This is a genomic window from Enterobacter pseudoroggenkampii (assembly GCF_026420145.1).
In the GTDB taxonomy this organism is placed as follows: Bacteria; Pseudomonadota; Gammaproteobacteria; order Enterobacterales; family Enterobacteriaceae; genus Enterobacter; species Enterobacter pseudoroggenkampii.
Map to the genome: position 1 here is coordinate 479,984 of NZ_JAPMLV010000001.1, position 26,449 is coordinate 506,432.

At 59.2% G+C, this 26,449-nt stretch carries 26 protein-coding genes and 1 riboswitch; of the genes, 14 read left to right on the forward strand and 12 right to left on the reverse strand.

The window, feature by feature from the left end:
* Positions 1-103: 103 nt before the first annotated feature.
* Positions 104-1,792: a urocanate hydratase gene (gene hutU, locus OTG14_RS02355; RefSeq protein WP_267214519.1), complete on the forward strand. Its 1,689-nt coding sequence runs from the start codon at positions 104-106 to the stop codon at positions 1,790-1,792.
* Positions 1,789-3,309 carry a histidine ammonia-lyase gene (hutH, locus tag OTG14_RS02360; RefSeq protein WP_061715729.1) on the forward strand — a complete coding sequence of 507 codons (1,521 nt, stop codon included), beginning with the start codon at positions 1,789-1,791 and terminating at the stop codon, positions 3,307-3,309. Before hutU ends, hutH begins: the two co-directional genes overlap by 4 nt.
* A gap of 103 nt (positions 3,310-3,412) precedes the next feature.
* Here the strand turns inward: hutH and OTG14_RS02365 are convergent, their stop codons facing one another.
* Both OTG14_RS02365 and bioA read right to left on the reverse strand, forming a co-directional pair.
* The gene (locus tag OTG14_RS02365) at positions 3,413-3,889 is read right to left on the reverse strand and encodes a kinase inhibitor (RefSeq protein ID WP_059310929.1); all 477 of its coding nucleotides are present in this window, start codon (positions 3,887-3,889) and stop codon (positions 3,413-3,415) included.
* Positions 3,890-3,937: 48 nt separating this feature from the next.
* Entirely contained in the window at positions 3,938-5,239 is a 1,302-nt protein-coding gene (bioA, locus tag OTG14_RS02370; RefSeq protein WP_425340233.1) for an adenosylmethionine--8-amino-7-oxononanoate transaminase, read from the reverse strand.
* Between the two features lie 86 nt (positions 5,240-5,325).
* Between bioA and bioB the strand changes: the two genes are divergently transcribed.
* The 4 genes from bioB to bioD are packed head-to-tail and all read left to right on the forward strand — an operon-like array spanning position 5,326 to position 8,953.
* A complete protein-coding gene (gene bioB, locus OTG14_RS02375) occupies positions 5,326-6,366 on the forward strand; it encodes a biotin synthase BioB (RefSeq protein ID WP_032641628.1) in 1,041 nt (346 codons plus the stop codon).
* Positions 6,363-7,520, forward strand: coding sequence for an 8-amino-7-oxononanoate synthase (gene bioF / locus OTG14_RS02380; RefSeq protein ID WP_267214521.1), 1,158 nt, complete (start codon positions 6,363-6,365; stop codon positions 7,518-7,520). Before bioB ends, bioF begins: the two co-directional genes overlap by 4 nt.
* Positions 7,504-8,259 (forward strand): malonyl-ACP O-methyltransferase BioC, encoded by a 756-nt coding sequence (gene bioC / locus OTG14_RS02385; protein ID WP_267214522.1) that lies wholly within the window; start codon positions 7,504-7,506, stop codon positions 8,257-8,259. The genes bioF and bioC overlap by 17 nt, the downstream gene beginning before the upstream one ends.
* A complete protein-coding gene (gene bioD / locus OTG14_RS02390) occupies positions 8,252-8,953 on the forward strand; it encodes a dethiobiotin synthase (protein ID WP_267214523.1) in 702 nt (233 codons plus the stop codon). The genes bioC and bioD overlap by 8 nt, the downstream gene beginning before the upstream one ends.
* On the opposite strand, the gene OTG14_RS02395 is transcribed toward bioD, so the two are convergent.
* Positions 8,916-9,638, reverse strand: a complete 723-nt coding sequence (locus OTG14_RS02395) for an ABC transporter ATP-binding protein (protein WP_048992974.1) — start codon at positions 9,636-9,638, stop codon at positions 8,916-8,918. The two genes, bioD and OTG14_RS02395, sit on opposite strands and share 38 nt — an antisense overlap.
* Before the next feature lie 752 nt (positions 9,639-10,390).
* Between OTG14_RS02395 and uvrB the strand changes: the two genes are divergently transcribed.
* Positions 10,391-12,406: an excinuclease ABC subunit UvrB gene (gene uvrB / locus OTG14_RS02400; RefSeq protein WP_024908763.1), complete on the forward strand. Its 2,016-nt coding sequence runs from the start codon at positions 10,391-10,393 to the stop codon at positions 12,404-12,406.
* Positions 12,407-12,480: 74 nt separating this feature from the next.
* On the opposite strand, the gene yvcK is transcribed toward uvrB, so the two are convergent.
* Entirely contained in the window at positions 12,481-13,389 is a 909-nt protein-coding gene (gene yvcK / locus OTG14_RS02405; protein ID WP_048992088.1) for a uridine diphosphate-N-acetylglucosamine-binding protein YvcK, read from the reverse strand.
* Positions 13,390-13,614: 225 nt separating this feature from the next.
* Positions 13,615-13,748: riboswitch (molybdenum cofactor riboswitch) on the forward strand.
* On the opposite strand from yvcK, the gene moaA reads away from it, so the two are divergent.
* From moaA to OTG14_RS02435, 6 genes are all read left to right on the forward strand, one after another.
* Positions 13,736-14,725: a GTP 3',8-cyclase MoaA gene (moaA, locus tag OTG14_RS02410; RefSeq protein ID WP_048992089.1), complete on the forward strand. Its 990-nt coding sequence runs from the start codon at positions 13,736-13,738 to the stop codon at positions 14,723-14,725. (Overlaps the previous riboswitch by 13 nt.)
* A gap of 24 nt (positions 14,726-14,749) precedes the next feature.
* Positions 14,750-15,262 carry a molybdenum cofactor biosynthesis protein B gene (gene moaB / locus OTG14_RS02415; protein WP_024908761.1) on the forward strand — a complete coding sequence of 171 codons (513 nt, stop codon included), beginning with the start codon at positions 14,750-14,752 and terminating at the stop codon, positions 15,260-15,262.
* 3 nt (positions 15,263-15,265) lie between these two features.
* Positions 15,266-15,751 carry a cyclic pyranopterin monophosphate synthase MoaC gene (gene moaC / locus OTG14_RS02420; protein WP_023292962.1) on the forward strand — a complete coding sequence of 162 codons (486 nt, stop codon included), beginning with the start codon at positions 15,266-15,268 and terminating at the stop codon, positions 15,749-15,751.
* Positions 15,744-15,989 carry a molybdopterin synthase sulfur carrier subunit gene (moaD, locus tag OTG14_RS02425; RefSeq protein WP_032649449.1) on the forward strand — a complete coding sequence of 82 codons (246 nt, stop codon included), beginning with the start codon at positions 15,744-15,746 and terminating at the stop codon, positions 15,987-15,989. Before moaC ends, moaD begins: the two co-directional genes overlap by 8 nt.
* A gap of 1 nt (position 15,990) precedes the next feature.
* Positions 15,991-16,443, forward strand: coding sequence for a molybdopterin synthase catalytic subunit MoaE (moaE, locus tag OTG14_RS02430; RefSeq protein ID WP_148769799.1), 453 nt, complete (start codon positions 15,991-15,993; stop codon positions 16,441-16,443).
* Between the two features lie 64 nt (positions 16,444-16,507).
* A complete protein-coding gene (locus OTG14_RS02435) occupies positions 16,508-17,215 on the forward strand; it encodes a Bax inhibitor-1/YccA family protein (protein ID WP_024908758.1) in 708 nt (235 codons plus the stop codon).
* A gap of 89 nt (positions 17,216-17,304) precedes the next feature.
* On the opposite strand, the gene OTG14_RS02440 is transcribed toward OTG14_RS02435, so the two are convergent.
* Genes OTG14_RS02440 through OTG14_RS02450 form a run of 3 tightly spaced genes read right to left on the reverse strand, consistent with a single transcriptional unit; the run spans position 17,305 to position 20,263 of the window.
* Positions 17,305-18,267, reverse strand: a complete 963-nt coding sequence (locus OTG14_RS02440) for a lysylphosphatidylglycerol synthase domain-containing protein (protein ID WP_048991527.1) — start codon at positions 18,265-18,267, stop codon at positions 17,305-17,307.
* Positions 18,267-19,505 (reverse strand): cardiolipin synthase ClsB, encoded by a 1,239-nt coding sequence (gene clsB, locus OTG14_RS02445; protein ID WP_048991526.1) that lies wholly within the window; start codon positions 19,503-19,505, stop codon positions 18,267-18,269. The genes OTG14_RS02440 and clsB overlap by 1 nt, the downstream gene beginning before the upstream one ends.
* Positions 19,502-20,263: an endonuclease/exonuclease/phosphatase family protein gene (locus tag OTG14_RS02450; protein ID WP_048991525.1), complete on the reverse strand. Its 762-nt coding sequence runs from the start codon at positions 20,261-20,263 to the stop codon at positions 19,502-19,504. The genes clsB and OTG14_RS02450 overlap by 4 nt, the downstream gene beginning before the upstream one ends.
* Before the next feature lie 133 nt (positions 20,264-20,396).
* Here OTG14_RS02450 and OTG14_RS02455 point away from each other — a divergent pair, with 133 nt between their 5' ends.
* Positions 20,397-20,807: a YbhQ family protein gene (locus OTG14_RS02455; protein WP_032649440.1), complete on the forward strand. Its 411-nt coding sequence runs from the start codon at positions 20,397-20,399 to the stop codon at positions 20,805-20,807.
* Here the strand turns inward: OTG14_RS02455 and OTG14_RS02460 are convergent.
* From OTG14_RS02460 to cecR, 5 genes are read right to left on the reverse strand one after another with little or no spacing between them, the layout of a single operon-like run.
* Positions 20,769-21,875, reverse strand: a complete 1,107-nt coding sequence (locus OTG14_RS02460; protein ID WP_267214524.1) for an ABC transporter permease — start codon at positions 21,873-21,875, stop codon at positions 20,769-20,771. The two genes, OTG14_RS02455 and OTG14_RS02460, sit on opposite strands and share 39 nt — an antisense overlap.
* A gap of 9 nt (positions 21,876-21,884) precedes the next feature.
* The gene (locus OTG14_RS02465) at positions 21,885-23,018 is read right to left on the reverse strand and encodes an ABC transporter permease (protein ID WP_267214525.1); all 1,134 of its coding nucleotides are present in this window, start codon (positions 23,016-23,018) and stop codon (positions 21,885-21,887) included.
* The gene (locus OTG14_RS02470; RefSeq protein WP_267214526.1) at positions 23,008-24,747 is read right to left on the reverse strand and encodes an ATP-binding cassette domain-containing protein; all 1,740 of its coding nucleotides are present in this window, start codon (positions 24,745-24,747) and stop codon (positions 23,008-23,010) included. The genes OTG14_RS02465 and OTG14_RS02470 overlap by 11 nt, the downstream gene beginning before the upstream one ends.
* The gene (hlyD, locus tag OTG14_RS02475) at positions 24,740-25,735 is read right to left on the reverse strand and encodes a secretion protein HlyD (protein ID WP_024908726.1); all 996 of its coding nucleotides are present in this window, start codon (positions 25,733-25,735) and stop codon (positions 24,740-24,742) included. Before hlyD ends, OTG14_RS02470 begins: the two co-directional genes overlap by 8 nt.
* Complete coding sequence (cecR, locus tag OTG14_RS02480; RefSeq protein ID WP_148769793.1) at positions 25,732-26,409, reverse strand: transcriptional regulator CecR; 678 nt, start codon at positions 26,407-26,409, stop codon at positions 25,732-25,734. The genes hlyD and cecR overlap by 4 nt, the downstream gene beginning before the upstream one ends.
* Positions 26,410-26,449: the final 40 nt, after the last annotated feature.

Here is a 26,449-nt window from a genome sequence, read left to right on the forward strand (position 1 = left end):
GCAATATAACAAAATTGTATCTTTTTTGTTAAAACTGACCTTGTGTGTGCTTGTCTATACAAGTATATCTAAATGCATCACTGTCCCGTATGAGGAGCACACAATGTCGTCAGGTAAATACCGCCAGCAGGATGTCCGCGCCGCGCGCGGCACCACTCTCACCGCCAAAAGCTGGCTTACCGAAGCCCCGCTGCGTATGTTGATGAACAACCTTGATCCTGAGGTAGCGGAGAACCCCCACGAGCTGGTGGTCTACGGCGGCATAGGCCGCGCCGCGCGCAACTGGGAATGCTATGACGCAATTGTAAAATCCCTGACCGAACTCGAACACGACGAAACCCTGCTGGTGCAGTCCGGCAAGCCGGTGGGCGTGTTCAAAACGCACAAAAACGCGCCGCGCGTGCTGATCGCCAACTCTAACCTCGTGCCGCACTGGGCCACCTGGGAACACTTCAACGAACTGGACGCGAAAGGGTTGGCGATGTATGGCCAGATGACCGCGGGTAGCTGGATCTACATCGGCAGTCAGGGGATTGTGCAGGGCACCTACGAAACCTTCGTGGAAGCCGGTCGCCAGCACTATAACGGTTTGCTGAAAGGCCGCTGGGTACTGACCGCGGGTCTCGGTGGGATGGGCGGCGCGCAGCCGCTGGCCGCCACGCTTGCCGGCGCGTGCTCGCTGAACATTGAATGCCAGCAGAGCCGCATTGATTTCCGCCTGCGTACCCGTTACGTCGACGAACAGGCAACCGATCTGGACGATGCGCTGGCGCGCATCAAAAAATACACGTCTGAAGGTAAAGCGGTGTCGATTGCCCTGTGCGGCAACGCGGCAGACATTCTCCCGCAGCTCGTCGCCCGCGGCGTACGCCCGGATCTCGTGACCGACCAGACCAGCGCCCATGACCCGCTGCACGGTTACCTGCCAAAAGGCTGGACGTGGGAAGCCTATCAGCAAAAAGCGGAAACCGATCCGGAAGGCACGGTGCTTGCCGCGAAACGCTCCATGGCGGAACACGTCTCCGCGATGCTGGCCTTCAGCAAGATGGGCATTCCGACCTTTGATTACGGCAACAACATTCGCCAGATGGCGAAAGAGATGGGCGTGAATAACGCCTTCGACTTCCCGGGCTTCGTTCCGGCCTATATCCGCCCGCTGTTCTGCCGCGGCATCGGTCCGTTCCGCTGGGTTGCCCTGTCCGGTGACCCGGAGGATATCTACAAAACCGACGCCAAAGTGAAGGAGATCGTCGCCGATGACGAACACCTGCACCGCTGGCTGGACATGGCCCGCGAGCGCATTAACTTCCAGGGGCTGCCGGCGCGTATCTGCTGGGTAGGGCTGGAGTGGCGGCAAAAACTCGGTCTGGCCTTCAACGAAATGGTGCGCAGCGGTGAAGTTTCCGCGCCGATCGTCATTGGCCGCGACCACCTGGACTCCGGCTCCGTCGCCAGCCCGAACCGCGAAACCGAAGCCATGCGCGACGGCTCGGATGCGGTCTCCGACTGGCCGCTGCTGAACGCCCTGCTGAATACCGCCAGCGGCGCAACCTGGGTATCGCTGCACCACGGCGGCGGCGTGGGGATGGGCTTCTCCCAGCATTCCGGGATGGTCATCGTCTGCGACGGAACCGATGAAGCCGCCGCGCGTATCGCTCGCGTGCTGCACAACGACCCGGCAACCGGCGTGATGCGTCACGCGGATGCGGGTTACGAGATTGCCATTGACTGTGCCAAAGAGCAGGGCCTTAACCTGCCGATGATCCCTGCCACACAAGGAAAGCATGAATGAACGCATTAACACTCACTCCCGGCTCGCTGACGCTCAAACAGCTGCGTAACGTCTGGCGTAAACCGGTCACCCTTTCGCTTGATGAAAGCGCGCACGCGGCCATTAATGACAGCGTTGCCTGTGTGGAAGCCATTGTGGCCGAAGGGCGCACGGCTTACGGGATTAACACCGGCTTTGGGCTGCTGGCACAGACCCGCATCGCGACGCACGATCTGGAAAACTTACAGCGTTCGCTGGTGCTGTCGCACGCGGCGGGCGTCGGCCAGCCGCTTGACGATGAGATTGTCCGTCTGATGATGGTGCTCAAAATCAACAGCCTGGCGCGCGGCTTTTCCGGCATTCGCCTGAGCGTGATTCAGGCGCTGATGGCGCTGGTCAATGCGGAAGTCTATCCGTGGATCCCGGCAAAAGGCTCTGTTGGGGCATCCGGCGATCTTGCCCCGCTGGCGCACATGTCGCTGCTGCTGCTGGGCGAAGGCAAAGCGCGCTGGCAGGGCGAGTGGCTGCCTGCGAAAGAGGCGCTGAAAAAAGCCGGCTTAACGCCCATTACGCTGGCGGCGAAAGAGGGGCTGGCGCTGCTGAACGGCACGCAGGCATCGACCGCCTTCGCGCTGCGCGGCCTGTTTGAAGCGGAAGATCTGTTTGCCTCTGCGGTGGTGTGCGGCGCGCTGACCACCGAAGCCGTGCTGGGCTCGCGTCGCCCGTTCGATGCCCGCATCCACGAGGTGCGCGGTCAGCGTGGGCAGATTGATGCCGCCGCGATGTACCGTCACGTGCTTACCGACACCAGCGAAATTGCCGATTCACACCATAACTGCGAAAAGGTGCAGGATCCGTATTCCCTGCGCTGCCAGCCGCAGGTGATGGGCGCGTGCCTGACGCAGCTGCGCCAGGCGGCGGAGGTGCTGCTGGTGGAGGCCAACGCGGTGTCCGATAACCCGCTGGTGTTCGCTCAGGAAAACGAGGTGGTCTCCGGCGGTAACTTCCACGCCGAGCCGGTAGCGATGGCGGCGGATAATATCGCCCTGGCGATTGCCGAAGTCGGCGCGTTGTCCGAGCGCCGTATCGCGCTGATGATGGATAAACATATGTCCCAGCTGCCACCGTTCCTGGTGCGTAACGGCGGGGTCAACTCGGGCTTTATGATTGCCCAGGTGACGGCCGCAGCGCTGGCAAGCGAGAACAAAGCCCTGTCGCACCCGCACAGCGTGGACAGCCTGCCAACGTCTGCAAACCAGGAAGATCACGTTTCGATGGCACCGGCTGCCGGGCGTCGTCTCTGGGAAATGGCCTCCAACACCCGCGGCGTGCTGGCGGTGGAATGGCTGGCGGCAAGTCAGGGGATCGATCTGCGTGAAGGGCTAAAATCCAGTCCGCTGCTGGAGCAGGCGCGTCATGCGCTGCGCGAGCATGTATCGCATTACGATGACGACCGCTTCTTTGCGCCGGATATTGATAAGGCGATGCAGCTTCTGGAAGAGGGGCGGCTGGTGGGGCTGTTACCTTCGGTGCTGTGATTTTTCCCCTCACCCTAACCCTCTCCCAAAGGGAGAGGGAATTGCCAGGTTTTCTCCCTCTCCCTGTGGGAGAGGGCCGGGGTGAGGGCATCAGCCCGCACTATTACGAATACATCGCCGTAATCGACGCGCTGCCCAGCGTATGGAAATGCACGTTAAACCCGACCATCGCGCCGCTCGCCCCTTCATCGACCTCAATCTTATCCACATCCAGCGCGTGCACCGTGAAGATATAGCGGTGGGTTTCCCCTTTTGGCGGCGCCGCGCCGCCGTAGCCCGCTTTACCGAAGTCAGTGCGCGTCTGAATGGCACCTTCAGGCAGGGCAACCAGGTCTGAACCGGAACCCTGCGGCAGGACGCGCGTGTCGGCAGGCAGGTTCGCCACAATCCAGTGCCACCAGCCGGAGCCAGTAGGCGCATCCGGGTCGTAGCAGGTCACGACAAAGCTTTTGGTGCCTGCCGGAACCTCATCCCATGCCAGGTGTGGGGAGATATTGTCTCCCTGATACCCCATGCCGTTGAAAACGTGACGCTCCGGCAGTTTTTCACCGTCGCGCAGATCTTTGCTGATGATTTTCATACGGTTTACCCTCGTTGATCGCTCGTTCAGCAAGTGTAATGCATAGGGTTAAATCGTGAAATGCGCGGGAATGTTAACGGCTGTTACAACCGCGTCGGTTAATTTACGCAGCTGCTCCGACGTAATGCTGTACGGCGGCATCAGGTAGATAAGCTTGCCGAAAGGCCGTACCCACACGCCCTGGTCCACGAAGAAGCGCTGTAGCGCCGCCATATTCACCGGATGGGTGGTTTCAATCACCCCGATGGCGCCCAGCACCCGCACGTCCGCCACGAAATTCGCCCCCGAGGCGGCGCTCAGCTCCGCTTTCAGCTCCGCTTTCAGCTGCGCTTCAATCGCCGCAACCTGCGTCTGCCACTCGCCGCTCTCCAGAATGGCGAGGCTTTCGCTTGCGACGGCGCAGGCGAGAGGGTTACCCATAAACGTCGGGCCGTGCATAAAGCAGCCCGCTTCGCCGTCGCTGATGGTGTCGGCGACCTGGCGGGTCGTGAGCGTGGCGGAGAGCGTCATGGTGCCGCCGGTCAGCGCTTTGCCGAGGCACAGAATATCCGGGGCGATACCCGCATGTTCGCAGGCAAACAGCTTGCCGGTGCGGCCAAAGCCGGTGGCGATCTCATCGGCAATCAGCAGAATGCCCTCGCGGTCGCACATCCTGCGAATACGCTTCAGCCATTCCGGGTGGTACATCCGCATCCCGCCCGCACCCTGCACAATCGGCTCAAGTATCACGGCGGCGATTTCATGGCGATGCGCCGCCATCAGCCGCGCGAAGCCGACCATGTCCATTTCGTTCCACTCGCCGTCGAAGCGGCTCTGGGGGGCCGGGGCAAACAGGTTTTCCGGCAGATAGCCCTTCCACAGGCTATGCATGGAGTTGTCCGGATCGCATACCGACATCGCCCCGAAGGTATCCCCGTGATAGCCGTTGCGGAAGGTGAGGAACCGCTGGCGCGTTTCGCCCTTCGCGTGCCAGTACTGCAGCGCCATTTTCATCGCCACTTCCACCGCCACGGAGCCGGAATCCGCCAGGAACACGCACTCCAGCGAGTCAGGCGTCATCGCCACCAGGCGACGGCATAAATCCACCGCGGGCTGATGGGTGATCCCGCCGAACATCACGTGCGACATCTGGTCAATCTGCGCCTTCATTGCCGCATTCAGGCGCGGGTGGTTGTACCCGTGAATGGCCGCCCACCAGGAGGACATCCCGTCAACGAGCTGTTCGCCGCTGGCGAGATGCAGCTCGCAGCCGTGGGCGGAGGCCACCGGATAGACGGGAAGGGGGCGGGTCGTGGAGGTGTAAGGGTGCCAGATATGCTGCTTGTCGAAGGCGAGATCGTCCTGGGTCATAATCGACTTGTAAACCATTTTGAAAAGTTTTAGGTTTACGAGTATAAACCGAACCGAAAATTAACAAAACCCTTTGGAGAAGCCCCATGGCTCACCACGCACGCTGGACGATGTCGCAAGTTACTGAATTATTCAATAAACCTTTCCTTGAGCTGATGTTCGAAGCCCAACAGGTGCATCGTCAGCACTTCGATCCTCGCCATGTTCAGGTCAGCACGCTGCTGTCGATCAAAACCGGTGCCTGCCCTGAAGACTGCAAATATTGCCCGCAGAGCGCGCGCTACAAAACCGGCCTGGAATCCGAACGGCTGATGGAAGTGGAGCAGGTACTCGACTCGGCGCGCAAGGCGAAAAACGCCGGCTCGACCCGCTTCTGCATGGGCGCGGCGTGGAAGAACCCGCACGATCGCGACATGCCTTACCTGGAGCAGATGGTAAAAGGCGTGAAGGAGATGGGCCTAGAGGCCTGTATGACGCTCGGCACGCTGAACGACGAGCAGGCGCAGCGCCTTTCGGCGGCGGGGCTGGACTATTACAACCACAACCTCGACACCTCGCCGGAGTTTTACGGCAACATCATCACCACGCGTACCTACCAGGAGCGTCTGGATACGCTGGATAAAGTGCGTGACGCGGGGATCAAGGTCTGCTCCGGCGGCATCGTGGGCTTAGGCGAAACCGTGAAAGACCGTGCGGGCCTGCTGCTGCAGCTGGCGAACCTGCCGACCCCGCCGGAAAGCGTGCCGATCAACATGCTGGTGAAGGTCAAGGGCACGCCGCTGGCGGACAACGACGACGTGGATGCGTTTGATTTTATTCGCACCATCGCGGTGGCGCGCATCATGATGCCGACCTCTTTCGTGCGCCTCTCTGCCGGTCGCGAGCAGATGAACGAGCAGACCCAGGCCATGTGCTTTATGGCCGGAGCCAACTCTATCTTCTACGGCTGCAAGCTGCTGACCACGCCGAACCCGGAAGAGGACAAAGACGTTCAGCTGTTCCGCAAGCTGGGGCTTAACCCGCATCAGACCGAGGTGCTGACGGGCGATAACGAGCAACAGCAGCAGCTGGAGCAGCAGATTTTCAACGCTGACACCGACCAGTTCTACAACGCGGCAGCCGTATGACCTGGCAGGCACGTATCAACTCTGCGCTTGACGACCGTCGGGCGGCAGAGGCATTTCGCGTTCGCAGGGTGGTGGAAAACGGCGCGGGCCGTTTTCTTACCCGCGACGGGCGGCAGTTTTGTAATTTCTCCAGCAACGACTATCTCGGGCTGAGCCAGCATCCGGCCATTATCCGCGCCTGGCAGCAGGGCGCTGAGCGGTTTGGCGTGGGCAGCGGCGGCTCGGGACACGTCAGCGGATACACCACAGCGCATCATGCGCTGGAAGAGGAACTGGCTGACTGGCTCGGCTACCCGCGCGCGCTGCTGTTTATCTCCGGCTTTGCCGCCAACCAGGCGGTGATTACGGCCCTGATGGAAAAAGAGGACCGCATTGTCGCCGACCGCTTAAGTCACGCCTCCCTGCTGGAGGCGGCACATTTAAGCCCGGCGCAGCTGCGCCGCTTTGCTCATAACGATGCGGGACAGCTAGCTGCGCTGCTGGATAAACCCTGCGACGGACAACAGCTGGCGGTCACGGAAGGGGTATTCAGCATGGACGGCGACAGCGCGCCGCTTGCCGCGCTGCACGATACCGCCAAACGGCAAAACGCCTGGCTGCTGGTGGACGATGCCCACGGCATTGGCGTAATGGGCGACGAAGGGCGCGGGAGCGCGTATCAGCAAAACGTGAAGCCGGAGCTGCTGATTGTCACTTTCGGCAAAGGTTTTGGCGTCAGCGGCGCCGCCGTGCTGTGCAGCGAATCCGTCGCCGACTATCTGCTGCAGTTTGCCCGACACCTAATCTATAGCACCAGCATGCCCCCGGCGCAGGCCGTGGCGCTGTCTGCATCGCTGGCGGTGATCCGCAGCGCAGAAGGGGATGAACGTCGCCAGCGGCTGGCAGAGCATATCGCCCGCTTCCGCCAAGGGCTAGCGGCGCTGCCCTTCCGCAGTCCCGATTCGCAGAGCGCTATCCAGCCGGTGATTGTCGGTGAAAATGCCCGCGCGCTGGCGCTGGCACAGGCGCTGCGCCAGTGCGGCATGTGGGTGACCGCCATCCGCCCGCCAACGGTCCCGCCAGGTACCGCGCGGCTGCGTTTAACCCTGACGGCGGCGCATGAAGCACAGGATATTGAGACGTTGCTGGAGGCGCTCCATGATGCCGGTGAATAAGCAGGCCATCGCGGCGGCATTTGGTCGCGCCGCGCAGAGCTATTCGCAGCACGATGAGCTGCAGCGTCTGAGCGCGCAGGGGCTTCTGACCGCGCTTGGCGAGAGCCGTTTTCCGCAGGTGCTGGACGCCGGCTGTGGTCCGGGCAGCAACAGCCACTACTGGCGCGGGACGGGAAGCCAGGTCACGGCTATCGACCTCTCAGAGCAGATGCTCGACGAGGCGCGTCAAAGGCAGGCAGCGGATCGCTATCTGCTGGCCGATATCGAGGCGATCCCGCTGGCGGACGCGCAGTTTGATCTGGTCTGGAGCCATCTGGCGGTCCAGTGGTGCAGCAGCCTGCCGCAGGCCTTGCGCGAGCTTTATCGCATGGCGCGACCGGGCGGGAAGGTGGCCTTTACTACCTTGCTGGAGAGTTCGCTGCCGGAGCTGAATCAGGCGTGGAAAGCGGTGGATGAGCAGCCGCACGCTAACCGTTTTTTATCGCATGACCAGGTGACGCAGGCGCTGGCAGGCTGGCGCTATCGCAGCACGGTACAGACCATCACCCTCAATTTTAGCGATGCGTTCAGCGCCATGCGCTCGCTGAAGGGCATCGGCGCCACGCACCTGCATGCCGGACGGGAGAAAAAACCGCTCACCCGGGGCCAATTGCAGCGTCTGGAGCTGGCCTGGCCGCAGCAGCGGGGTCATTTCCCGCTCTCTTATCAACTTTTTCATGGGATTATCGAACGTGACTGAACGTTATTTTGTTACCGGAACGGATACGGAAGTGGGCAAAACGGTGGCCAGCTCTGCGCTGCTGCAGGCGGCACGAAAGCTCGGAAAAAACACCGCCGGATATAAGCCCGTTGCTTCCGGCAGCGAGATGACGGCGGATGGCTTACGCAACACCGACGCGCTGGCGCTCCAGCGTAACAGCACGCGTGAACTCGCCTATTCAGCGGTCAATCCGTACACCTTTGCCGAGCCGACCTCGCCGCACATCATCAGCGCTGACGAAGGTCGTCCGATTGATTTCGCCGTGCTTTCAGCCGGGTTACGGGCGCTGGAAAGCCAGGCCGACTGGGTGCTGGTGGAAGGGGCTGGCGGCTGGTTTACGCCGCTTTCGGACGCGCAGACGTTTGCTGACTGGGTGCAGGCCGAGCAGCTTCCGGTCATTCTGGTCGTCGGCGTTAAGCTGGGCTGTATCAATCACGCCATGCTGACCGCGCAGGCCATACGGCAGGCCGGGCTGCGTCTGGCGGGCTGGATAGCCAACGACGTGGTTGCGCCGGGGAAACGACACCAGGATTATCTGGCGACGCTCAGGCGCGTTCTTCCCGCCCCGTGCCTCGGGGAAATTCCCTGGCTTGCTGACGGCGCGGAAAATGCCGAAACCGGGCGTTATCTCGATCTCAGCGTCTTGCTTCCCGCGACATCCAGTGCGCGATAAGCTCGTCATCCAGTTCGTTAACGTGGCCCTGCGCCACGTTACGCCCGCGATAGAGCATACAGAAACGGTCCGCAACCCGGCGGATAAACGACAGCTGCTGCTCCGCTAACAGCACCGTCATACCTAACTCCCGGTTTAAGCGCACCAGCAGCTGCCCCAGCTTCTGGGCGAAGCTGTGTCCTGCGCCTTGCAGGGGCTCATCGAGGATCAGCAGGTGAGGACGGTTCACCAGCGCATTAGCCAGCGCCAGCTGGTACTGGTCGTCCGGAGAGAGCGTGTTGGCGCGGGTCTGTCGCAATGCGTAGAGCGCCGGAAACAGGTCGTAAACATCATTTTTCGCTTCCGGGTTGGGTTTCCCCATCGCCCGCATGGCGATATGCAGATTCTCCTCAATCGTTAACTGGGAGAAGATCCGCCTGTCCTGCGGGACATAGCCTATCTCCGTTCCTGAACGCTGTTCTGGCGGCAGGTTAAGCAAATCGCGCGGCGGCGCGCCTGCCTCATGCCAGATGATGCTGCCGCTTTCGACGGGCACTCTCCCGGCGATGCAATTCATGAGGGTGGTTTTCCCCATTCCCGGCAGGCCAACGACGCCTGTACACATCCCTTGCGGAAAATCCAAATTCACGTTCCATAGCGTATGTTGGCTTCCGTAAAACTGATTCACAGCACGCAGACTCAACATCTTTCTCTCCTTAAAAATGTGTGTAGGTGAGGCTCGGGTTTGAATCTGCAAAACCCCTGCCAGAAACCGAAAAGCGTTTAAAAAACCGGCTTTTTTAGGAATAAGTCATCGGAGAGGGGCCGAGAAAAAACGGGATTGCACATCGACGGTGCTGGCGGTGTTGAGTTGTGGTGCAGAACCCGAAATGCTGAAAATGTGAGCAAGATCGCATCGGTTGGTTATGAATGACGCAACTGTTAATCAGCAAAAAATAGCTATAAAAATTTTTTACCGCCGTCTCGTGGGAAAATCCGGGAATTTGCCGAGCGCCAGTCTGCATGGGCTGGAAGCAGTTATCCACTATTCCTGTGGATAACCATGTGCATTAGAGTTAGAAAACACGCGATAAGCGAGAGAAGACGCGGCTTACGCCCAAATTGACGCGAAACGCGGCTTTAGAAAATATCGTTTATTATTTAATTGCTTAGATAAAAGCAATTCCCGTCATGAAAGTGTCACTCGTTGCCACAAAACTATCATTACCTGGCTTGACAAATGTTAAAAAAGAAAAAGTTCTGGGGATAACCTGACCTGACTGGTGTTTTATATTGTCACAGTCCAAATTTTGGTCGCTATCGCGCTAATCATTCAGGCGCTACTCTAAATATCCTGACACGCTACTGGTTTTTCATCCAGTGTTTTTTGCTGGCATTCCTGGCAACAAGGAGTAAAATTACTCACCTGCCGCTTATAACGTCATCAGGTTGTCGCCCATGAGTAAACCGTTCAAATTGAATTCTGCTTTCCGTCCATCTGGCGATCAGCCTGAGGCGATCCGTCGTCTGGAAGAAGGGCTGGAAGATGGGCTGGCGCACCAGACGCTGCTGGGGGTAACCGGCTCGGGTAAAACGTTCACCATCGCCAACGTGATTGCGGATCTCCAGCGCCCCACGATGGTGCTGGCACCCAATAAAACCCTGGCCGCACAGCTTTACGGCGAGATGAAAGAGTTCTTCCCGGAAAACGCCGTGGAGTATTTCGTCTCCTACTACGATTACTACCAGCCTGAAGCCTATGTACCGAGCTCTGACACCTTCATTGAGAAAGATGCCTCGGTGAACGAACACATCGAGCAGATGCGTCTGTCGGCCACTAAGGCGCTTCTGGAGCGTCGCGATGTGGTCGTTGTCGCATCGGTTTCCGCGATCTACGGTCTCGGCGATCCGGATCTCTATCTCAAGATGATGCTGCACCTGACGCAGGGGATGATCATCGACCAGCGCGCCATCGTCCGTCGTCTGGCGGAGCTGCAGTATGCCCGTAACGATCAGGCGTTCCAGCGCGGCACCTTCCGCGTACGCGGTGAGGTGATCGACATCTTCCCGGCGGAATCGGACGATATGGCGCTGCGCGTCGAGCTGTTCGACGAAGAGGTTGAACGCCTGTCGCTCTTCGACCCGCTGACCGGACACGTTGAGTCGGTGATCCAGCGCTTCACCATCTACCCAAAAACGCACTACGTGACGCCGCGCGAGCGTATCGTGCAGGCGATGGAAGAGATCAAAGTGGAGCTGGCCGAGCGCCGTAAGGTGCTGCTGGCCAACAATAAGCTGCTGGAGGAGCAGCGCCTGAGCCAGCGCACCCAGTTTGACCTTGAGATGATGAACGAGCTGGGCTACTGCTCCGGCATCGAAAACTACTCCCGCTTCCTCTCCGGGCGCGGGCCGGGCGAGCCGCCGCCGACGCTGTTTGACTACCTTCCGGCAGACGGTTTGCTGGTGATCGACGAATCCCACGTTACGATCCCGCAGATCGGCGGGATGTACCGCGGCGACCGGGCGCGTAAAGAGACGCTGGTAGAGTACGGCTTCCGCCTGCCGTCGGCGCTGGATAACCGTCCGATGAAATTTGAAGAGTTTGAGGCGCTCGCGCCGCAAACCATCTACGTTTCGGCCACGCCGGGCAACTACGAGCTGGAAAAATCGGGCGATGAGGTGGTTGACCAGGTGGTGCGTCCGACCGGGCTGTTGGATCCGGTTATCGAGGTGCGTCCGGTGGCCACCCAGGTGGACGACCTGCTCTCTGAGATCCGCGCCCGTTCCGCCATCAACGAGCGCGTGCTGGTGACCACGCTCACCAAGCGTATGGCGGAAGACCTGACCGAGTATCTCGAAGAGCACGGCGAGAAGGTGCGTTATCTGCACTCGGATATCGATACCGTGGAGCGCATGGAGATTATCCGCGACCTGCGTCTGGGCGAGTTTGACGTGCTGGTAGGGATTAACCTGCTGCGAGAAGGTCTCGATATGCCGGAGGTCTCGCTGGTGGCGATTCTCGATGCGGACAAAGAGGGCTTCCTGCGTTCTGAACGCTCCCTGATCCAGACCATCGGTCGTGCGGCGCGTAACGTCAACGGTAAAGCGATTCTGTACGGTGACAAAATTACCCCGTCGATGGCGAAAGCGATTGGTGAGACGGAACGCCGCCGCGAGAAACAGCAGCGCTACAACGAAGAACACGGCATTACGCCGCAGGGTCTGAACAAGAAGGTGGTGGATATTCTGGCGCTGGGTCAGAACATTGCCAAAACCAAAGCGAAAGGCCGCGGCAAGGCGCGTTCAGTGGTGGAAGAAGATACCGTCGTGCTGACGCCGAAAGCGCTGCAGCAGAAAATCCACGAGCTGGAAGGGCAGATGATGCAGCACGCGCAGAACCTTGAGTTCGAAGAGGCGGCGCAGATCCGCGACCAGCTTCATCAACTGCGGGATCTGTTTATCGCGGCATCATAGGTTAAAGCAGCGTATTTCTCCCTCTCCCCGTGGGAGAGGGCCGGGGTGAGGGCATCAGGCCGCAAAAAACGAACCTAACCCAGCGCCTGAATCGCCTTCTCCAGCGCCTCGCGCAGCAGGTGACGGTCGTGGCGATACTTGATGTCTGAGGCCTCCAGTGGCTCCTGCACCACCAGACGATCGCCAATCCCTGACACATCCACTTTTGGTCCCACGACTACGCCGTCAATGATTTTCTTGCCGACGTAATGCTCCATTAATTCAAGCTTGTCCGCCAGCGACAGGCTCGCCGCCGCCGGGCTCAGTTCACGTCCCAGATTACCGATGTAAACCATCGGCGCCGGGGTGCGGCGCAGCGCCTGCGCCAGCTCTTTCACCAGCAGAATGGGCATCAGGCTGGTATAAAAACTGCCTGGACCGATCAGGATAAGATCCGCTTCCCCGATTGCCTCTACCGCTTCACGCGTGGCGGGCACGCTCGGATAGGTCATCAACTCCGTTGGCGGCAGAAGGAGCTGGTCAATATTCACCTCGCCGTAAACTTCATGCCCTTCGGCGTCGATAGCCATCAAGTCAACCGGTTGTTCAGACATGGGGATCAGGAATGCGTCCACTTTGAGCAGATTACGGATCAGATTGATGGCTTCGAGAGGCCGTACGCTCAGGTGATCCAGCGCCTTTAACATCAGATTTCCGAGGTTATGCCCGGAAAGTTCGCCATTACCGCCAAAACGGTACTCAAACATCGCCGACGCGACGCTCGGCTCGGTAATTAACTGGTTCAGGCAGTTGCGCATATCTCCCCAGGCAATGCCGCCTTCGGCACGACGAATGCGCCCGGTTGAGCCGCCGTTATCGGTGGTGGTCACTATCCCTGTCAGCCTTGAGCCCAGTGACGACAAAGAGGACATAACCCGGCCTAAGCCGTGTCCTCCGCCAAGAGCGACCACTCGGTCAAGATCCGCAAAAGTGCGATTGCGCATACGTATTCCTTATTACGTTCGATCGCGTAACAGTAACCTAACTACCCCTAAAAGACGATGCTTCACCCGATGCAAAATGACGTATATCAATGTGAAAATGCGGTTTTTAGGTATTCTGTAGCGAAAATGGACGAATGACTCGCTATATACTTAATTATATAGCGAAAAGCGATAATGGCGCCGTCAGAATTTCCGCGCTACTATCGCCCTAACCACGTTTTCAAAATTGAAAACATACACTCTAGCCCTTGCGCCTGTGTCGAAAGATATGGCGCTCTGGCCGTGGCGAATTTGCCACCAGGGTACAGAAAGAAATGACTGTGCCTCCCGATCTGGAAAGGTGTACATGGCTTCACAACTTACTGATGCTTTCGCGCGTAAGTTTTATTACTTACGTCTGTCGATTACCGATGTGTGCAACTTCCGTTGCACCTACTGCCTGCCCGATGGCTACAAACCGGGCAGCATCACCAATAACGGCTTTCTCTCCGTGGATGAAGTGCGCCGCGTTACGCGCGCCTTCTCTGAGCTCGGCACCGAAAAAGTGCGCCTTACCGGCGGTGAACCCTCGCTGCGCCGCGATTTCCCCGACATCATTGCCGCCGTACGTGAAAACGAACGTATCCGCCAGATTGCGGTGACCACCAACGGTTACCGCATGGCGCGCGACGTGGCGACCTGGCGCAATGCGGGGCTGACGGCGATCAACGTCAGCGTCGATAGCCTGGACGCCCGCCAGTTCCACGCCATTACCGGCCAGGATAAATTCCAGCAGGTCATGGACGGTATCGATGCGGCATTTGCGGCCGGCTTCGAAAAAGTCAAAGTCAACACGGTGCTGATGCGTGATGTAAACCATCACCAGCTTGATACCTTCCTGGCGTGGATTAAATCCCGCCCCATTCAGCTGCGTTTTATTGAGCTGATGGAAACCGGCGAGGGTAGCGAGCTGTTCCGCCGCCATCACATCTCCGGCATGGTGCTGCGCGACGAGCTGCTAAAACGCGGCTGGCTCCATCAGATCCGCCAGCGCAGCGACGGCCCGGCGCAGGTCTTCTGCCACCCGGATTACGAAGGCGAGATCGGGCTTATCATGCCTTACGAGAAAGATTTCTGCGCCAGCTGCAACCGCCTGCGCGTCTCCTCCGTGGGCAAGCTCCATCTTTGCCTGTTTGGTGACGGCGGCGTAGACCTTCGCGATCTGCTGGAAGACGATGCGCAGCAGGACGCGCTTGAAGCACGCATTTCTGAAGCGCTGACGCATAAAAAACAGACCCACTTCCTGCATCAGGGCAATACCGGCATTACTCAGAACCTGTCCTACATCGGCGGGTAATCAGGCTTAAGAAGGAAACAGAAAATGAGTCAGGTAAGCGCAGAATTTATCCCGACACGCATTGCTATCCTTACCGTTTCCGATCGCCGTGGCGAAGAGGATGATACCTCCGGCCACTGGCTGCGCGAGGCGGCCCATGACGCGGGGCATCACATTGTTGATAAAGCGATCGTGAAGGAGAACCGCTACGCCATTCGCGCGCAGGTCTCTCAGTGGATCGCCAGCGATGAGGTGCAGGTGGTGCTGATCACCGGCGGCACCGGCTTTACCGCAGGCGATCAGGCCCCCGAAGCGCTTATCCCGCTGTTCGACCGCGAGGTGGAAGGCTTCGGCGAGGTGTTCCGCATGCTCTCCTTTGAAGAGATTGGTACCTCCACGCTGCAGTCGCGCGCCGTTGCCGGGGTGGCTAACAAAACCCTGATTTTCGCCATGCCGGGCTCGACCAAAGCCTGCCGCACCGCGTGGGAAAACATCATCGCCCCGCAGCTGGATGCCCGTACCCGTCCGTGTAATTTCCATCCCCATTTAAAGAAATAAGCTATGTCACAACTGACCCACATTAACGCCGCAGGCGAAGCGCATATGGTGGACGTCTCCGCCAAAGCGGAAACGGTGCGCGAGGCGCGCGCCGAAGCGTTCGTCACCATGCTGCCGGAGACGCTGGCGATGATTATCGACGGCAGCCATCACAAGGGCGATGTCTTTGCCACCGCGCGCATCGCGGGGATTCAGGCCGCCAAGCGCACCTGGGATCTCATCCCGCTGTGCCATCCGCTGATGCTGAGCAAGGTGGAGGTGAACCTGCAGGCCCAGCCGGAGCAGAGCCGGGTGCGCATTGAGTCACTCTGCCGCTTAACCGGCAAAACCGGCGTGGAGATGGAAGCGCTGACGGCGGCCTCCGTTGCCGCGCTGACCATCTACGACATGTGCAAAGCGGTGCAGAAAGATATGGTGATTGGCCCGGTTCGCCTGCTGGCAAAAAGCGGCGGCAAATCCGGAGATTTTAAGGTGGACAGTCATGATTAAGGTGCTCTTTTTTGCGCAGGTGCGCGAGCTGGTGAATACCGACAGCCTGACGCTGGATGCGTCTTTTGAAAACGTTGCTGCCCTGCGCGCGCATCTGGCGGCACAAAGCGACCGCTGGGCGCTGGCGCTGGACGAAGGCAAGCTGCTGGCCGCCGTTAACCAGACGCTGGTGGAATTCACCCACCCGCTGGCCGAAGGGGATGAAGTGGCCTTCTTCCCGCCGGTAACGGGGGGCTAAGATGGCTGAAACCCGAATTCTGGTGAGCCCCGGGCGTTTTAACGTGGGGACCGAATACAGCTGGCTGGCGGAACGCGATGAAGACGGCGCAGTTGTCACCTTCACTGGCAAAGTGCGCAACCACAACCTCGGCGACAGCGTGAAGGCGCTGACGCTGGAGCATTATCCCGGCATGACGGAGAAGTCGCTGGCGGAGATTGTTGGCGAGGCGCGGGGCCGCTGGCCGCTCGGCCGCGTCACGGTGATTCACCGCATCGGCGAGATGTGGCCCGGCGAGGAGATTGTCTTCGTCGGGGTGACCAGCGCGCACCGCGGCAGCGCGTTTGCCGCCGGGGAGTTCATTATGGATTACCTCAAAACCAGGGCGCCGTTCTGGAAGCGCGAAGCCACGCCGGAGGGTGACCGCTGGGTAGAATCTCGCGACAGCGATAAACAAGCCGCCAGCCGTTGGTAGTCGGTTTACGCGGATGTGTTAATCTTAACGTGTGTGTCTACTTAAACTTAATCAGGAGTGAATCATGGACCGATTTCCGCGTTCCGATTCAATAGTACAGCAGACCCGTAGCGGCCTGCAGACGTATATGGCTCAGGTGTACGGCTGGATGACGGTTGGCCTGCTGCTTACCGCGTTTATCGCGTGGTATGCGGCGAACACGCCGGAGCTGATGATGTTTATCTTCTCCAGTAAGATCACCTTCTTTGGGCTGATTATCGCGCAGCTGGCGCTGGTGTTTGTGCTTTCGGGTCTGGTGCAAAAGCTGAGTGCCGGAATGGCGACCACGCTGTTTATGCTCTATTCGGCGCTGACCGGGCTGACGCTCTCCAGTATTTTCATCGTCTACACCTACTCCTCCATCGCCAGCACTTTTGTGGTCACCGGCGGGATGTTTGGCGCGATGAGCCTGTACGGTTACACCACGAAGCGCGATCTGAGCGGCTTCGGCAGCATGCTGTTTATGGGGCTGATCGGGATTGTGCTGGCGTCGCTGGTGAACCTGTGGCTGAAGAGCGAAGCGCTGATGTGGGCCGTGACCTACATCGGGGTGGTGATCTTCGTTGGATTGACGGCGTATGACACCCAGAAGCTGAAAAACATCGGCGAGCAGATTGACGTGCGCGACAGCTCGAACCTGCGCAAATACGCGATCCTGGGCGCCCTGACGCTGTATCTGGACTTCATCAACCTGTTCCTGATGCTGCTGCGTATTTTCGGCAACCGTCGTTAAGGTTGCTTTGCCGGGTGGCGGCTTCGCCTTACCCGGCCTACGAAGCGCGAACCGTAGGTCGGGTAAGGCGAAGCCGCCACCCGACTTATTCACTTCGCTAGCATCCTCTCATTCTTCGCCCGCAGCTTTTTCGCCCGACTTTCCAGCACCAGATAGCAGATCGTTGCCAGCGCCAGCGGCAGGAAGTAATACAGCATGCGGTACGCCAGCAGGGCGGCGATAATCGTTCCCTGAGAAACATGCTCCCCGGCCAGCAGGGCAATAAACACCGCCTCCAGCACGCCGATCCCCGCCGGAATATGCACAATCACGCCCGCAATACTGCTCACCAGCAGCACGCCCAGCACGAAGAAGTAGTTTACGTCCTCGCCAATCAGCAGCCAGATGATGGCTCCCATCGCCATCCAGTTAGCGCTGGAAACCGCCATCTGCAGCACCGCAAACTTCCACGAGGGCAGGACCAGCTTTTGCCCTTTAATGGTCATATGACGGCGTCTGGCAAAGGCGCAGGCCCAGAGATAAACGGCGATAATCAGCAGCAGTACGATGCCCAGAATGCGCAGCGTAGCCTCATCGATATACCAGTGCGCGGGCAACTGCACCACGCCGATGGTGAAGATCACCCCGCCGAGCAGAATATAGCCCAGCCAGTTAGTGGTGATGCTTAACGAGAAAATGCGCGTGATGGTTCCGCCCGGCAGGCCAAGGCGCGAATAAAGGCGATAGCGCATGCCAATGCCGCCGACCCAGGTACTCAGCGTCAGGTTAAAGGCGTAGCAGATAAACGACACCAGCATTACCTGACGTTTGGCCAGCTTGTGGCCGCAGTAAGCGCGGCCCAGCAGGTCATAGCAGCCGTACATCAGGTAGCTCACGATAACCAGCCCCACAGCGCCCAGCAGCACCATCCGGTTATAGTTGCGGATGACCTTCCACACCTCTTCCCAGTCAACTTTCTGCGCGTAGACCACCAGCAGAACCGCGACCGCAATAAAAAACAGCCAGGTGAGGATCTTTTTTGCCAGCCGCCAGCGTGGATGCGATTTCGACATCAGGGTTTGCCTCCGTCTTCCGCTTCTATGCGGTCCTGGGTTTCCATTTCGGGTTGTACCGGCGGGTCCACCTGCGCCAGCTTCGGCGTATGCGCCGGCAGCCAGCCGACCATCGCCGGGAAATGCCGCAGAAAGTGGAACACCACCACGCTGATGCCCAGGTTCCACCAGGTGCGTTTGGGAACCATGGACTCATCCACGCGCACGCAGTCGTTAACGATCAACGCCTGCAGGTTATCCCGCAAGGTCTGATTAAACTGGCGATCGTGAATGATCAGGTTGGCTTCAAGGTTGAGCGATAAGCTCAGCGGATCGAGGTTGCTGGAGCCCACGGTGGCCCAGTGATCGTCCATCAGCGCGACTTTGCCGTGCAGCGGTCGGCGGCGATATTCGTAGATCTGGACGCCGCCCTTCACCAGATAGTTATACAGCAGCCGTGCCCCGACTTTGACGATCGGCATGTCCGGCTCGCCCTGCACAATCAGCTTCACGCGCACGCCGCGTCGGGCGGCATTGCGCATGGCATGCAGCAGACGATAGCCCGGGAAAAAGTAGGCGTTAGCGATGATCACTTCACGCTTCGCGTTGGCCAGCATCTTGAGATAATGACGTTCAATATCGTCCCGGTGCTCGCCGTTGTCGCGCCAGACGAAAAGCGCCTGCGCTTCGCCGGGCTTCCGATTCTCTTCCGGGCGATGACGGCGTTTCCACCAGCGGCGAACGGCCTCTTTCCCCGGCAGGTTCTCCAGCTCAAACAGCAAGATGTCCTGCACCACCGGGCCTTCAATGCGAATCGCGTAATCCTGCTTCGCTTCCGGGCCGTAGTCGGACATATGCTCAGCGGAGTAGTTAATGCCGCCGACAAACGCCACCGTCTCATCCACCACCACAATTTTGCGATGCATCCGGCGGAAAAGGTTGGTACGCATACCGAACAGGCGAGGGCCGGGATCGTAGTAGCGGAACACCACCCCCGCGGCGGTCAGTTCATTGACGAATGCATCGCTGAGGTCCGGCGAGCCGTAGCCATCCAGCAGCACTTCAATTTTCACCCCGCGCTGGGCGGCGCGCAGCAGCACGCTGTGCAGCTGCTTGCCAACGTTGTCTTCGAACCAGATAAAGGTTTCGAGGATCACCTTCTGCTGAGCGTGATCAATCGCCTTAAACACGGCCGGGTAATACTCGTCCCCGTTGACCAGCAGCGTGATCCGGTTGCCTTCCTGCCAGGAACATTTCATAGGTGGATCTCCGCGCTGAGCGGGGCATGGTCGGAAAGATGCCGCCAGTTGAGGAGCGCCAGGGCGGTCGGGCTGCTGGCATGGGCATTTTTTACGTAGATGCGGTCAAGCCGCAGCAGCGGGAAACGGACCGGAAAGGTGCGCGCAGGCCTGCCGTTCGCCCGGGTGAAAATTTCCTCCAGTCCGGCCTCTACCTTTAACGGATGGTTTGCCCGCTGTCGCCAGTCGTTGAAATCGCCAGCCACTACCACCGGTTCACCTTCGGGAAGCGCGTTGGCCCATTCGGCCAGCATTTTCAGCTGCGCCTGACGATGGGCTTCGCGCAGGCCCAGATGAACACAGCCGACATGGATGGGCAGTTCAAGATCGGGCGGGGTAACGCGGCAGTATAGCAGGCCGCGTTTTTCGCTCTCCCCGACGGAAACGTCGCGGTTTTCGTAATGTTCTATGGGATAACGGGACAGCACCGCGTTGCCGTGATGCCCTTCCGGATAGACCGCATTGCGGCCGTAGGCGTAATCACTCCACATGGTGTCGGCCAGAAATTCATAGTGCGGCGTGTCGGGCCAGTTCTCAAAGTGAAGCGGATGCACTTCGTGTGCGCCCATCACCTCCTGCAGGCAGACAATATCCGCGCTGACGGTGCGAACCGCGTCGCGCAGCTCCGGTAAAATGAAGCGGCGATTAAATGCTGTGAAGCCTTTATGAATGTTTATCGTCAGCACTTTAAGCGAGAAAGGCTGCATTTTTTTCGTCATAAGCTCCTTCCTGAGTGACTATCCCAATGAAAATAAAGTGTAGTCGGCGTCACAAAAAGATGCGGCGTTACGGAATTTTCCGTAAAGTGCGGTAGTCTGATTAAGCAGAGAAAAATCCTTCAGGAGAGAAGCCATGAAGTGGCAACAACGTGTTCGTGTCGCAACTGGCCTGAGTTGCTGGCAGATAATGTTGCATTTACTGGTCGTGGCCGTACTGGTGATGGGCTGGATGAGCGGCACGCTGGTGCATGTTGGCCTGGGGCTATGCGTCCTTTACGGCGTCACCGTGCTGTCGATGCTGTTCTTACAGCGCCACCATGAAGCACGCTGGCGCGAGGTGGGTGATGTGCTCGAAGAGCTCACCACCACCTGGTATTTTGGTGCGGCGATGATCGTCCTGTGGCTGCTGTCACGCGTGCTGCAAAACAACCTGCTGCTGGCCCTGGCGGGTATGGCTATCCTCGCAGGGCCTGCGGTCGTCTCATTGCTGACCAAAGAGAAAAAGCTACGCAATGTTGCGTCTAAACATCGCGTACGCCACTGAGCCCGTCGTGGCCGCAATCACCAGTAGCGGCCACAAACTTCCCCAGACAATATCCAGACTCGCATCCTTCAGATAGATTTGTTTGGTGATGTCCGTAAAGTGCCGAATCGGATTTACCCACGTCAGATCCTGTAGCCATACCGGCATATTCTCGACGGGCGAAACATACCCCGAGAGCAAAATCGCGGGCATCATAAAGACGAATACCCCGATAAACGCCTGCTGCTGCGTCGAGCAGAGCGCCGAGATCAGCAGCCCGAACCCCACCAGCGACAGCCCGTAAATCACCATCGTGAAGTAAAACAGTGCCAGCGAACCGGCGAACGGGATCTGATAAGCAAATATTCCCACGCCCAGCACGATGGTGGCCTGGAAGGTCGCGACGATCAGCGCCGGAACCGCTTTGCCGACGAAAATCTGCCAGGTAGCAAGCGGGGAGACCAGCAGCTGATCCAGCGTGCCCTGTTCGCGCTCGCGGGCGACGGAGAGGGAAGTGACGATCATCACCCCGATGGTGGTGATCATGGCGATCAGCGACGGCACCACAAACCACTTGTAGTCCAGATTCGGGTTGTACCAGTTGCGCACCACCAGTTCGCTGTTGTTAGGCTTCGGTTTGCCGTCCATCAGCTCCTGCTGGTAATCCTTCACCACCTGCTGCAGATAGTTGGCCGCTATCTGGGCGCTGTTGGAGTTACGTCCGTCGAGGATCAGCTGCATCGGCGCGGTCTGGAAGGTATCCAGATTGCGGGAGAAATCCGCCGGGAACCGTACCAGCAGCAGCGCTTTTTGCGTGTCGATAGTGGGCTGGATCTCCTGCGGGCTTTTTAGCAGCAGGATGTGGGTAAAGGCTTTCGCGCGGGCAAAGCGCTGCGTCAGCTCAACAGCGTGTTTGCCGTTGTCTTCGTTGTAAATGGCGATGGTGGCGTTGGTCACCTCCAGCGTGGCGGCAAACGGGAACAGTAAAACCTGGATCAGCACCGGCAACACCAGAATGGCGCGGGTTTGCGGCTCGCGCAGCAGGGATTGCAGCTCTTTGCGTATTAATGTCCATAAACGGTGAAACATGCGCGCTCCTTAATCTAACCGCCGTTTGGTTTTCATCCACGTTAACCCGATAAACATCGCCGCAGACGCCAGTAAAAACAGCGTGTTGACGATCAGCACCACCGGAATATTCCCTGCCAGGAACAGGCTCTGCAGCGTGCTCACAAAGTAGCGCGCCGGAATCACGTAGGTCACGGCGCGGATCACGGCAGGCATGCTGTCTATCTGGAAGATAAAGCCGGACAGCATAATCGACGGCAAAAAGGCGGCGTTGAGGGCCACCTGGGCCGCGTTAAACTGGTTGCGGGTGATGGTGGAGATGAGTAGCCCCATCCCCAGCGTGCTGAGTAAAAACAGGCTGGTGATAAAGAACAGCACCACCAGCGAGCCGCGATACGGCACGCCGAGGATAAAGACGGACACCAGCATGCAGAGCAGCATCGCCAGCATGCCGAGGAAGTAGTAGGGAATAAGCTTGCACAGTAGCAGCTCGACGCGCGTCACTTCGGTTGAAAGCAGCGCCTCCATAGTGCCGCGCTCCCACTCGCGGGCGATCACCAGCGAGGTCAGAATCGCGCCAATGACCGTCATGATAATCGTCACCGCACCCGGAATAATAAAATGCTGGCTGATGGCGGCGGGGTTAAACCAGTAGCGCGTCTGCACGTCGATGAGTGGTTTAAATTCTTCACCCCGATCTTCCGCCCGCTGCATCTGCCAGAGCTGCCAGATCCCCTCCGCGTAGCCCTGCACGAAGTTCGCGGTGTTCGGCTCGCTGCCGTCGGTGATCACCTGGATCGGCGCATCGGTATTCGCCCGCGCCATATTGGCGGCAAAATCCACCGGAATGACGATCAGACCGCGAATTTTCCCGGCCTGCATCTTCTGGATCAGTTCCTGACGGCTGTCGCTGATGGTGGCGTCAATGTAGGGCGAGCCGGTCATGGCGTGGGTGAAGTCCAGCGCCTCCTCGCTCTGCTGCTCCAGCAAAATCCCGACCCGCAGCTTGCTGGAGTCCAGGTTAATGCCGTAGCCAAAGATAAACAGCAGCAGCAGGGGGATCACCACCGCAATCAGCCAGCTGCTGGGATCGCGCACGATCTGCCGCGTCTCTTTAACGCACAGCGCGCGCACCCGGCGCCAGGAAAGGGCGTTACTGCGCATGGGCATTCTCCTTATCCCAGTCGTGGATGAGGGTGATAAACGCCTGCTCCATGGTCGGGTCCGGGACCTCCTCGTCGGCGGCCTGGTTTTTCAGGTCGTCCGGTGTACCGTGGGCAATCAGCTTGCCGCGATACACCAGCCCGATGCGATCGCAGTACTCCGCCTCGTCCATGAAGTGGGTGGTCACCATCACGGTCACCCCTTTTTCCACCATGCTGTTGATATGCAGCCAGAACTCGCGGCGGGTGAGGGGATCAACGCCGGAGGTCGGCTCATCCAGAAACAGAATATCCGGCTCGTGCATCAGCGAGCAGGCCAGCGCCAGCCGCTGCTTAAAGCCGAGCGGCAGTTCGTCGGTGGCGTGGGAAGCAATCGTCGTTAACCCGAAGGCGTCGCTCATGCGGCGGATCTTCTCGTTCTGCGCCCGTCCGCGCAGGCCGTACACGCCAGAGAAAAAGCGCAGATTCTGCTCGACCGTCAGGTTGCCATACAGCGAGAACTTCTGCGCCATATAGCCCAGATGCTGGCGCGCCTTGCCGGAGCTGACCTTCAGATCCATATCCAGCACCAGCGCTTTGCCGGACGTCGGCACCAGCAGGCCGCACATCATCTTAAAGGTGGTCGATTTTCCCGCGCCGTTCGGTCCAAGCAGGCCAAAAATCTCGCCGCGTTTTACCGCGAAATTGACGTTATCGGTGGCGGCGAAATCCCCGAACTTTTTGGTGAGGGATTTGGCTTCGATCACCGTTTCGCCCGGCGTGCCGTCCACCGTGTGCAGGATTGCGCCAAGCGGCGACTCGGACGTCCCCGCGCCGCCCAGCAGGTCGATAAACGCATCTTCGAAGCGCGGCGCCGTCTCTTCCATGTCGATCTCAGGCATGCCGGGCGCATGGCGAATATCGTCGACGGTGGCCTCTTTTTTGAGGATTACCCTCACCGAGCGGCCCTGAATCATTCCGTCGCTGACCTGTGGCAGCTTGAGCACCCGCTGTAGCAGCGAGCGGTTGGACGCCTGCGGGCTGTGCAGCAGGAAGCTGCGCCCGGCCATGCTCTGCGTCAGCGTCGTCGGCTCGCCCTGATAAAGCAGTTCGCCTTCGTTCATCAGCAGCACGTCCCGGCACTGTTCCGCTTCATCGAGGTAGGAGGTGCTCCAGAGGATCAGCATCCCGTCGCCCGCCAGCTCGTGCACCATCTGCCACAGCTCGCGGCGCGATATCGGGTCGACGCCCACGCCGGGCTCGTCCAGCAGCAGCACTTTTGGCTCGCCCACCAGCGTGCAGGCCAGACCCAGCTTCTGCTTCATCCCACCGGAAAGCTTGCCCGCCAGCCGGTCGGTGAACGGGCCGAGGGAGGTAAATTCCAGCAGGCGGGCGAAGGTCTTCTGTCGGGCTTCGCCGGTAACGCTGCGCAGGTCGGCGTACAGGTTCAGGTTTTCCATCACCGTCAGGTCTTCATACAGGCCAAACTTCTGCGGCATATAGCCGAGCATGGCGTGGAGCGCGCCGTCATCTTTTATCGGGTCAAGGCCCAGCACGCTGGCCGATCCTTTATCCGGCTTCAGCAACCCCGCCAGCATGCGCATCAGCGTGGTCTTTCCCGCACCGTCCGGGCCGACCAGGCCGGTGACATAGCCTTTCTGGATGGTGCAGTTCAGCGGCGCGACCGCCGGTTTGTCCATCCCTGCGAAGCGTTTGACCAGATTGTTGAGCTGGATAACCGTATCATTCATGTCGTTCCCCGCTGTTCACTTTTACGGTGACGGGCATGCCCTGGCGCAGGGCGTCATCCGCATCAGTCACGATGATGCGCAGGCGATACACCAGGTCGGTACGCAGGTCCGGCGTTTCTACTGTTTTCGGTGTGAATTCGGCGGTAGGGGAGACAAAGCCCACCTTGCCGTGATACGGCTTGTCCGGGCGACCGTCGGTATAGAGCAGCAGCTCGCGGCCCGGCTGCATCTGGCCGAGGTTGGGCTCATCAATGTAGGCGCGTACCCAGACCGGGCGGGTCAGGGAGAGGGTTAACACGGTGCTGCCCGCGCTGAGCATGCTGCCCGGCTCCACGGCGCGGGTCATCAGCGTGCCGTCAGACGGTGCGATGAGCGTGGTGTCGTGCAGATCCAGCTCCGCCTGGGCCAGCTGCGCCTGCGCCTGTTCAAGGCTGGCTTTCGCCTGGGCGATATCCTGCGGGCGGTTACCGGTGTGGTATTGGCTTAATTTATCCTGCGCGGATTTCAGCGTTGCCTGCGCCTGGTCGCGGGACGAACGCGCATTTTCCAGATCGTTAGCGGAAATGGTGCGGCTTTTCCACAGCCCCTGCTGACGGGCGTAGAAATTCTGCGCGTAGTCATAGGCGGCCTGCGCCTGTTTAACGGCGGCGGCGGCCTGGGCGATCTCTTCGTCGCGATAGCCTGCCAGCATCAGGTCATATTGTGCCTGGGCGACGGACACGCCCGCCTTGGCCTGCAGCAGCGCATTTTCATAGGGCGCTTTGTCCAGCATCCCCAGCGTCTGCCCGGTTTTAATGGCATCGCCTTCGTCAACGCTCAGCGCGGCGAGACGTCCGCCGACGCGGAAGCTCATGTTCACCGTGCGAATATCCACGTTACCGTACAGCGTCAGGCCTTTATCCTGATGGCTCTGGTACCACAGCCATCCACCGACTCCGGCGGCAAGCAAAACAACAACCACCAGAATGATGGCGACAGGTTTTTTCATGACTTCAGGCTCCTTTGCGTTAAGCCTTGCAGGATCAGATCGAGATGACAGGCGATCACCTCACCGATCTGCGCGGCTTTATCCTCATCAAATTGTGTCCACCCGGTGCGTAACAGGATGGTTTCCCGGCCCAGACGGAAGGCAAGGATTTCACCCAGCAGGGCGTGGGTATGCAAAATTGTCGCGGTATCGTTGGCATCCCGCCCGGTATAGGCGGCGATCAGCCGGGTCAGGTGGGTATGCATCGGGGCAATGACCCGATCGTGTACCCGCTGATAGGCGGCAGTGGGGGAGAGCTGCTCGCGGGAGATAAACTTGCTCAGGTTGAGCGTATCGTCGTGGGTCAGCACGCGGATCATGTTGTGGCAGGCATTGAGGATCAGCTGGCGGATGACCTCGCGATCGGGCGACGGCTGGCTGAGCAGCGCGGTGGCCTCCTCGACGTGAGGGTGAAACTGCGTGCCGATAAAATCGGCAATCCACTCGGCGCAGGCGAGATATAAATCCTCTTTCGAGCCAAAATAGTAGGTAATCGCCGCAATGTTTTGCCCGGCCAGCGCGGCGATATCGCGCGTGGTCGCATGCAGCCCATACTCACCAAACTGCGCCAGCGCGGCGGCAATAAGCTGGTTTTTGGCCTGTTCACCTTTGGTTGTTGTGGGTGTTGTATTCATGGCGGCATTAAAAATTAATCAATCGATTGATTAAGATTAT

Bases quoted from the DNA above. Each gene is read 5' to 3' on its own strand.
- moaD (WP_032649449.1), top strand. From the start codon at position 15,744: ATGATTAAGGTGCTCTTTTTTGCGCAGGTGCGCGAGCTGGTGAATACC.
- clsB (WP_048991526.1), bottom strand. From the start codon at position 19,505: ATGAAATGTTCCTGGCAGGAAGGCAACCGGATCACGCTGCTGGTCAAC.
- moaB (WP_024908761.1), top strand. From the start codon at position 14,750: ATGAGTCAGGTAAGCGCAGAATTTATCCCGACACGCATTGCTATCCTT.
- OTG14_RS02465 (WP_267214525.1), bottom strand. From the start codon at position 23,018: ATGCGCAGTAACGCCCTTTCCTGGCGCCGGGTGCGCGCGCTGTGCGTT.
- OTG14_RS02460 (WP_267214524.1), bottom strand. From the start codon at position 21,875: ATGTTTCACCGTTTATGGACATTAATACGCAAAGAGCTGCAATCCCTG.
- bioF (WP_267214521.1), top strand. From the start codon at position 6,363: ATGACCTGGCAGGCACGTATCAACTCTGCGCTTGACGACCGTCGGGCG.
- bioC (WP_267214522.1), top strand. From the start codon at position 7,504: ATGATGCCGGTGAATAAGCAGGCCATCGCGGCGGCATTTGGTCGCGCC.
- hutH (WP_061715729.1), top strand. From the start codon at position 1,789: ATGAACGCATTAACACTCACTCCCGGCTCGCTGACGCTCAAACAGCTG.
- hutU (WP_267214519.1), top strand. From the start codon at position 104: ATGTCGTCAGGTAAATACCGCCAGCAGGATGTCCGCGCCGCGCGCGGC.
- moaA (WP_048992089.1), top strand. From the start codon at position 13,736: ATGGCTTCACAACTTACTGATGCTTTCGCGCGTAAGTTTTATTACTTA.
- OTG14_RS02440 (WP_048991527.1), bottom strand. From the start codon at position 18,267: ATGTCGAAATCGCATCCACGCTGGCGGCTGGCAAAAAAGATCCTCACC.
- yvcK (WP_048992088.1), bottom strand. From the start codon at position 13,389: ATGCGCAATCGCACTTTTGCGGATCTTGACCGAGTGGTCGCTCTTGGC.
- OTG14_RS02395 (WP_048992974.1), bottom strand. From the start codon at position 9,638: ATGTTGAGTCTGCGTGCTGTGAATCAGTTTTACGGAAGCCAACATACG.
- hlyD (WP_024908726.1), bottom strand. From the start codon at position 25,735: ATGAAAAAACCTGTCGCCATCATTCTGGTGGTTGTTGTTTTGCTTGCC.
- moaE (WP_148769799.1), top strand. From the start codon at position 15,991: ATGGCTGAAACCCGAATTCTGGTGAGCCCCGGGCGTTTTAACGTGGGG.
- OTG14_RS02365 (WP_059310929.1), bottom strand. From the start codon at position 3,889: ATGAAAATCATCAGCAAAGATCTGCGCGACGGTGAAAAACTGCCGGAG.
- OTG14_RS02470 (WP_267214526.1), bottom strand. From the start codon at position 24,747: ATGAATGATACGGTTATCCAGCTCAACAATCTGGTCAAACGCTTCGCA.
- uvrB (WP_024908763.1), top strand. From the start codon at position 10,391: ATGAGTAAACCGTTCAAATTGAATTCTGCTTTCCGTCCATCTGGCGAT.
- OTG14_RS02450 (WP_048991525.1), bottom strand. From the start codon at position 20,263: ATGACGAAAAAAATGCAGCCTTTCTCGCTTAAAGTGCTGACGATAAAC.
- bioB (WP_032641628.1), top strand. From the start codon at position 5,326: ATGGCTCACCACGCACGCTGGACGATGTCGCAAGTTACTGAATTATTC.
- OTG14_RS02455 (WP_032649440.1), top strand. From the start codon at position 20,397: ATGAAGTGGCAACAACGTGTTCGTGTCGCAACTGGCCTGAGTTGCTGG.
- moaC (WP_023292962.1), top strand. From the start codon at position 15,266: ATGTCACAACTGACCCACATTAACGCCGCAGGCGAAGCGCATATGGTG.
- bioA (WP_425340233.1), bottom strand. From the start codon at position 5,239: ATGACCCAGGACGATCTCGCCTTCGACAAGCAGCATATCTGGCACCCT.
- cecR (WP_148769793.1), bottom strand. From the start codon at position 26,409: ATGAATACAACACCCACAACAACCAAAGGTGAACAGGCCAAAAACCAG.
- OTG14_RS02435 (WP_024908758.1), top strand. From the start codon at position 16,508: ATGGACCGATTTCCGCGTTCCGATTCAATAGTACAGCAGACCCGTAGC.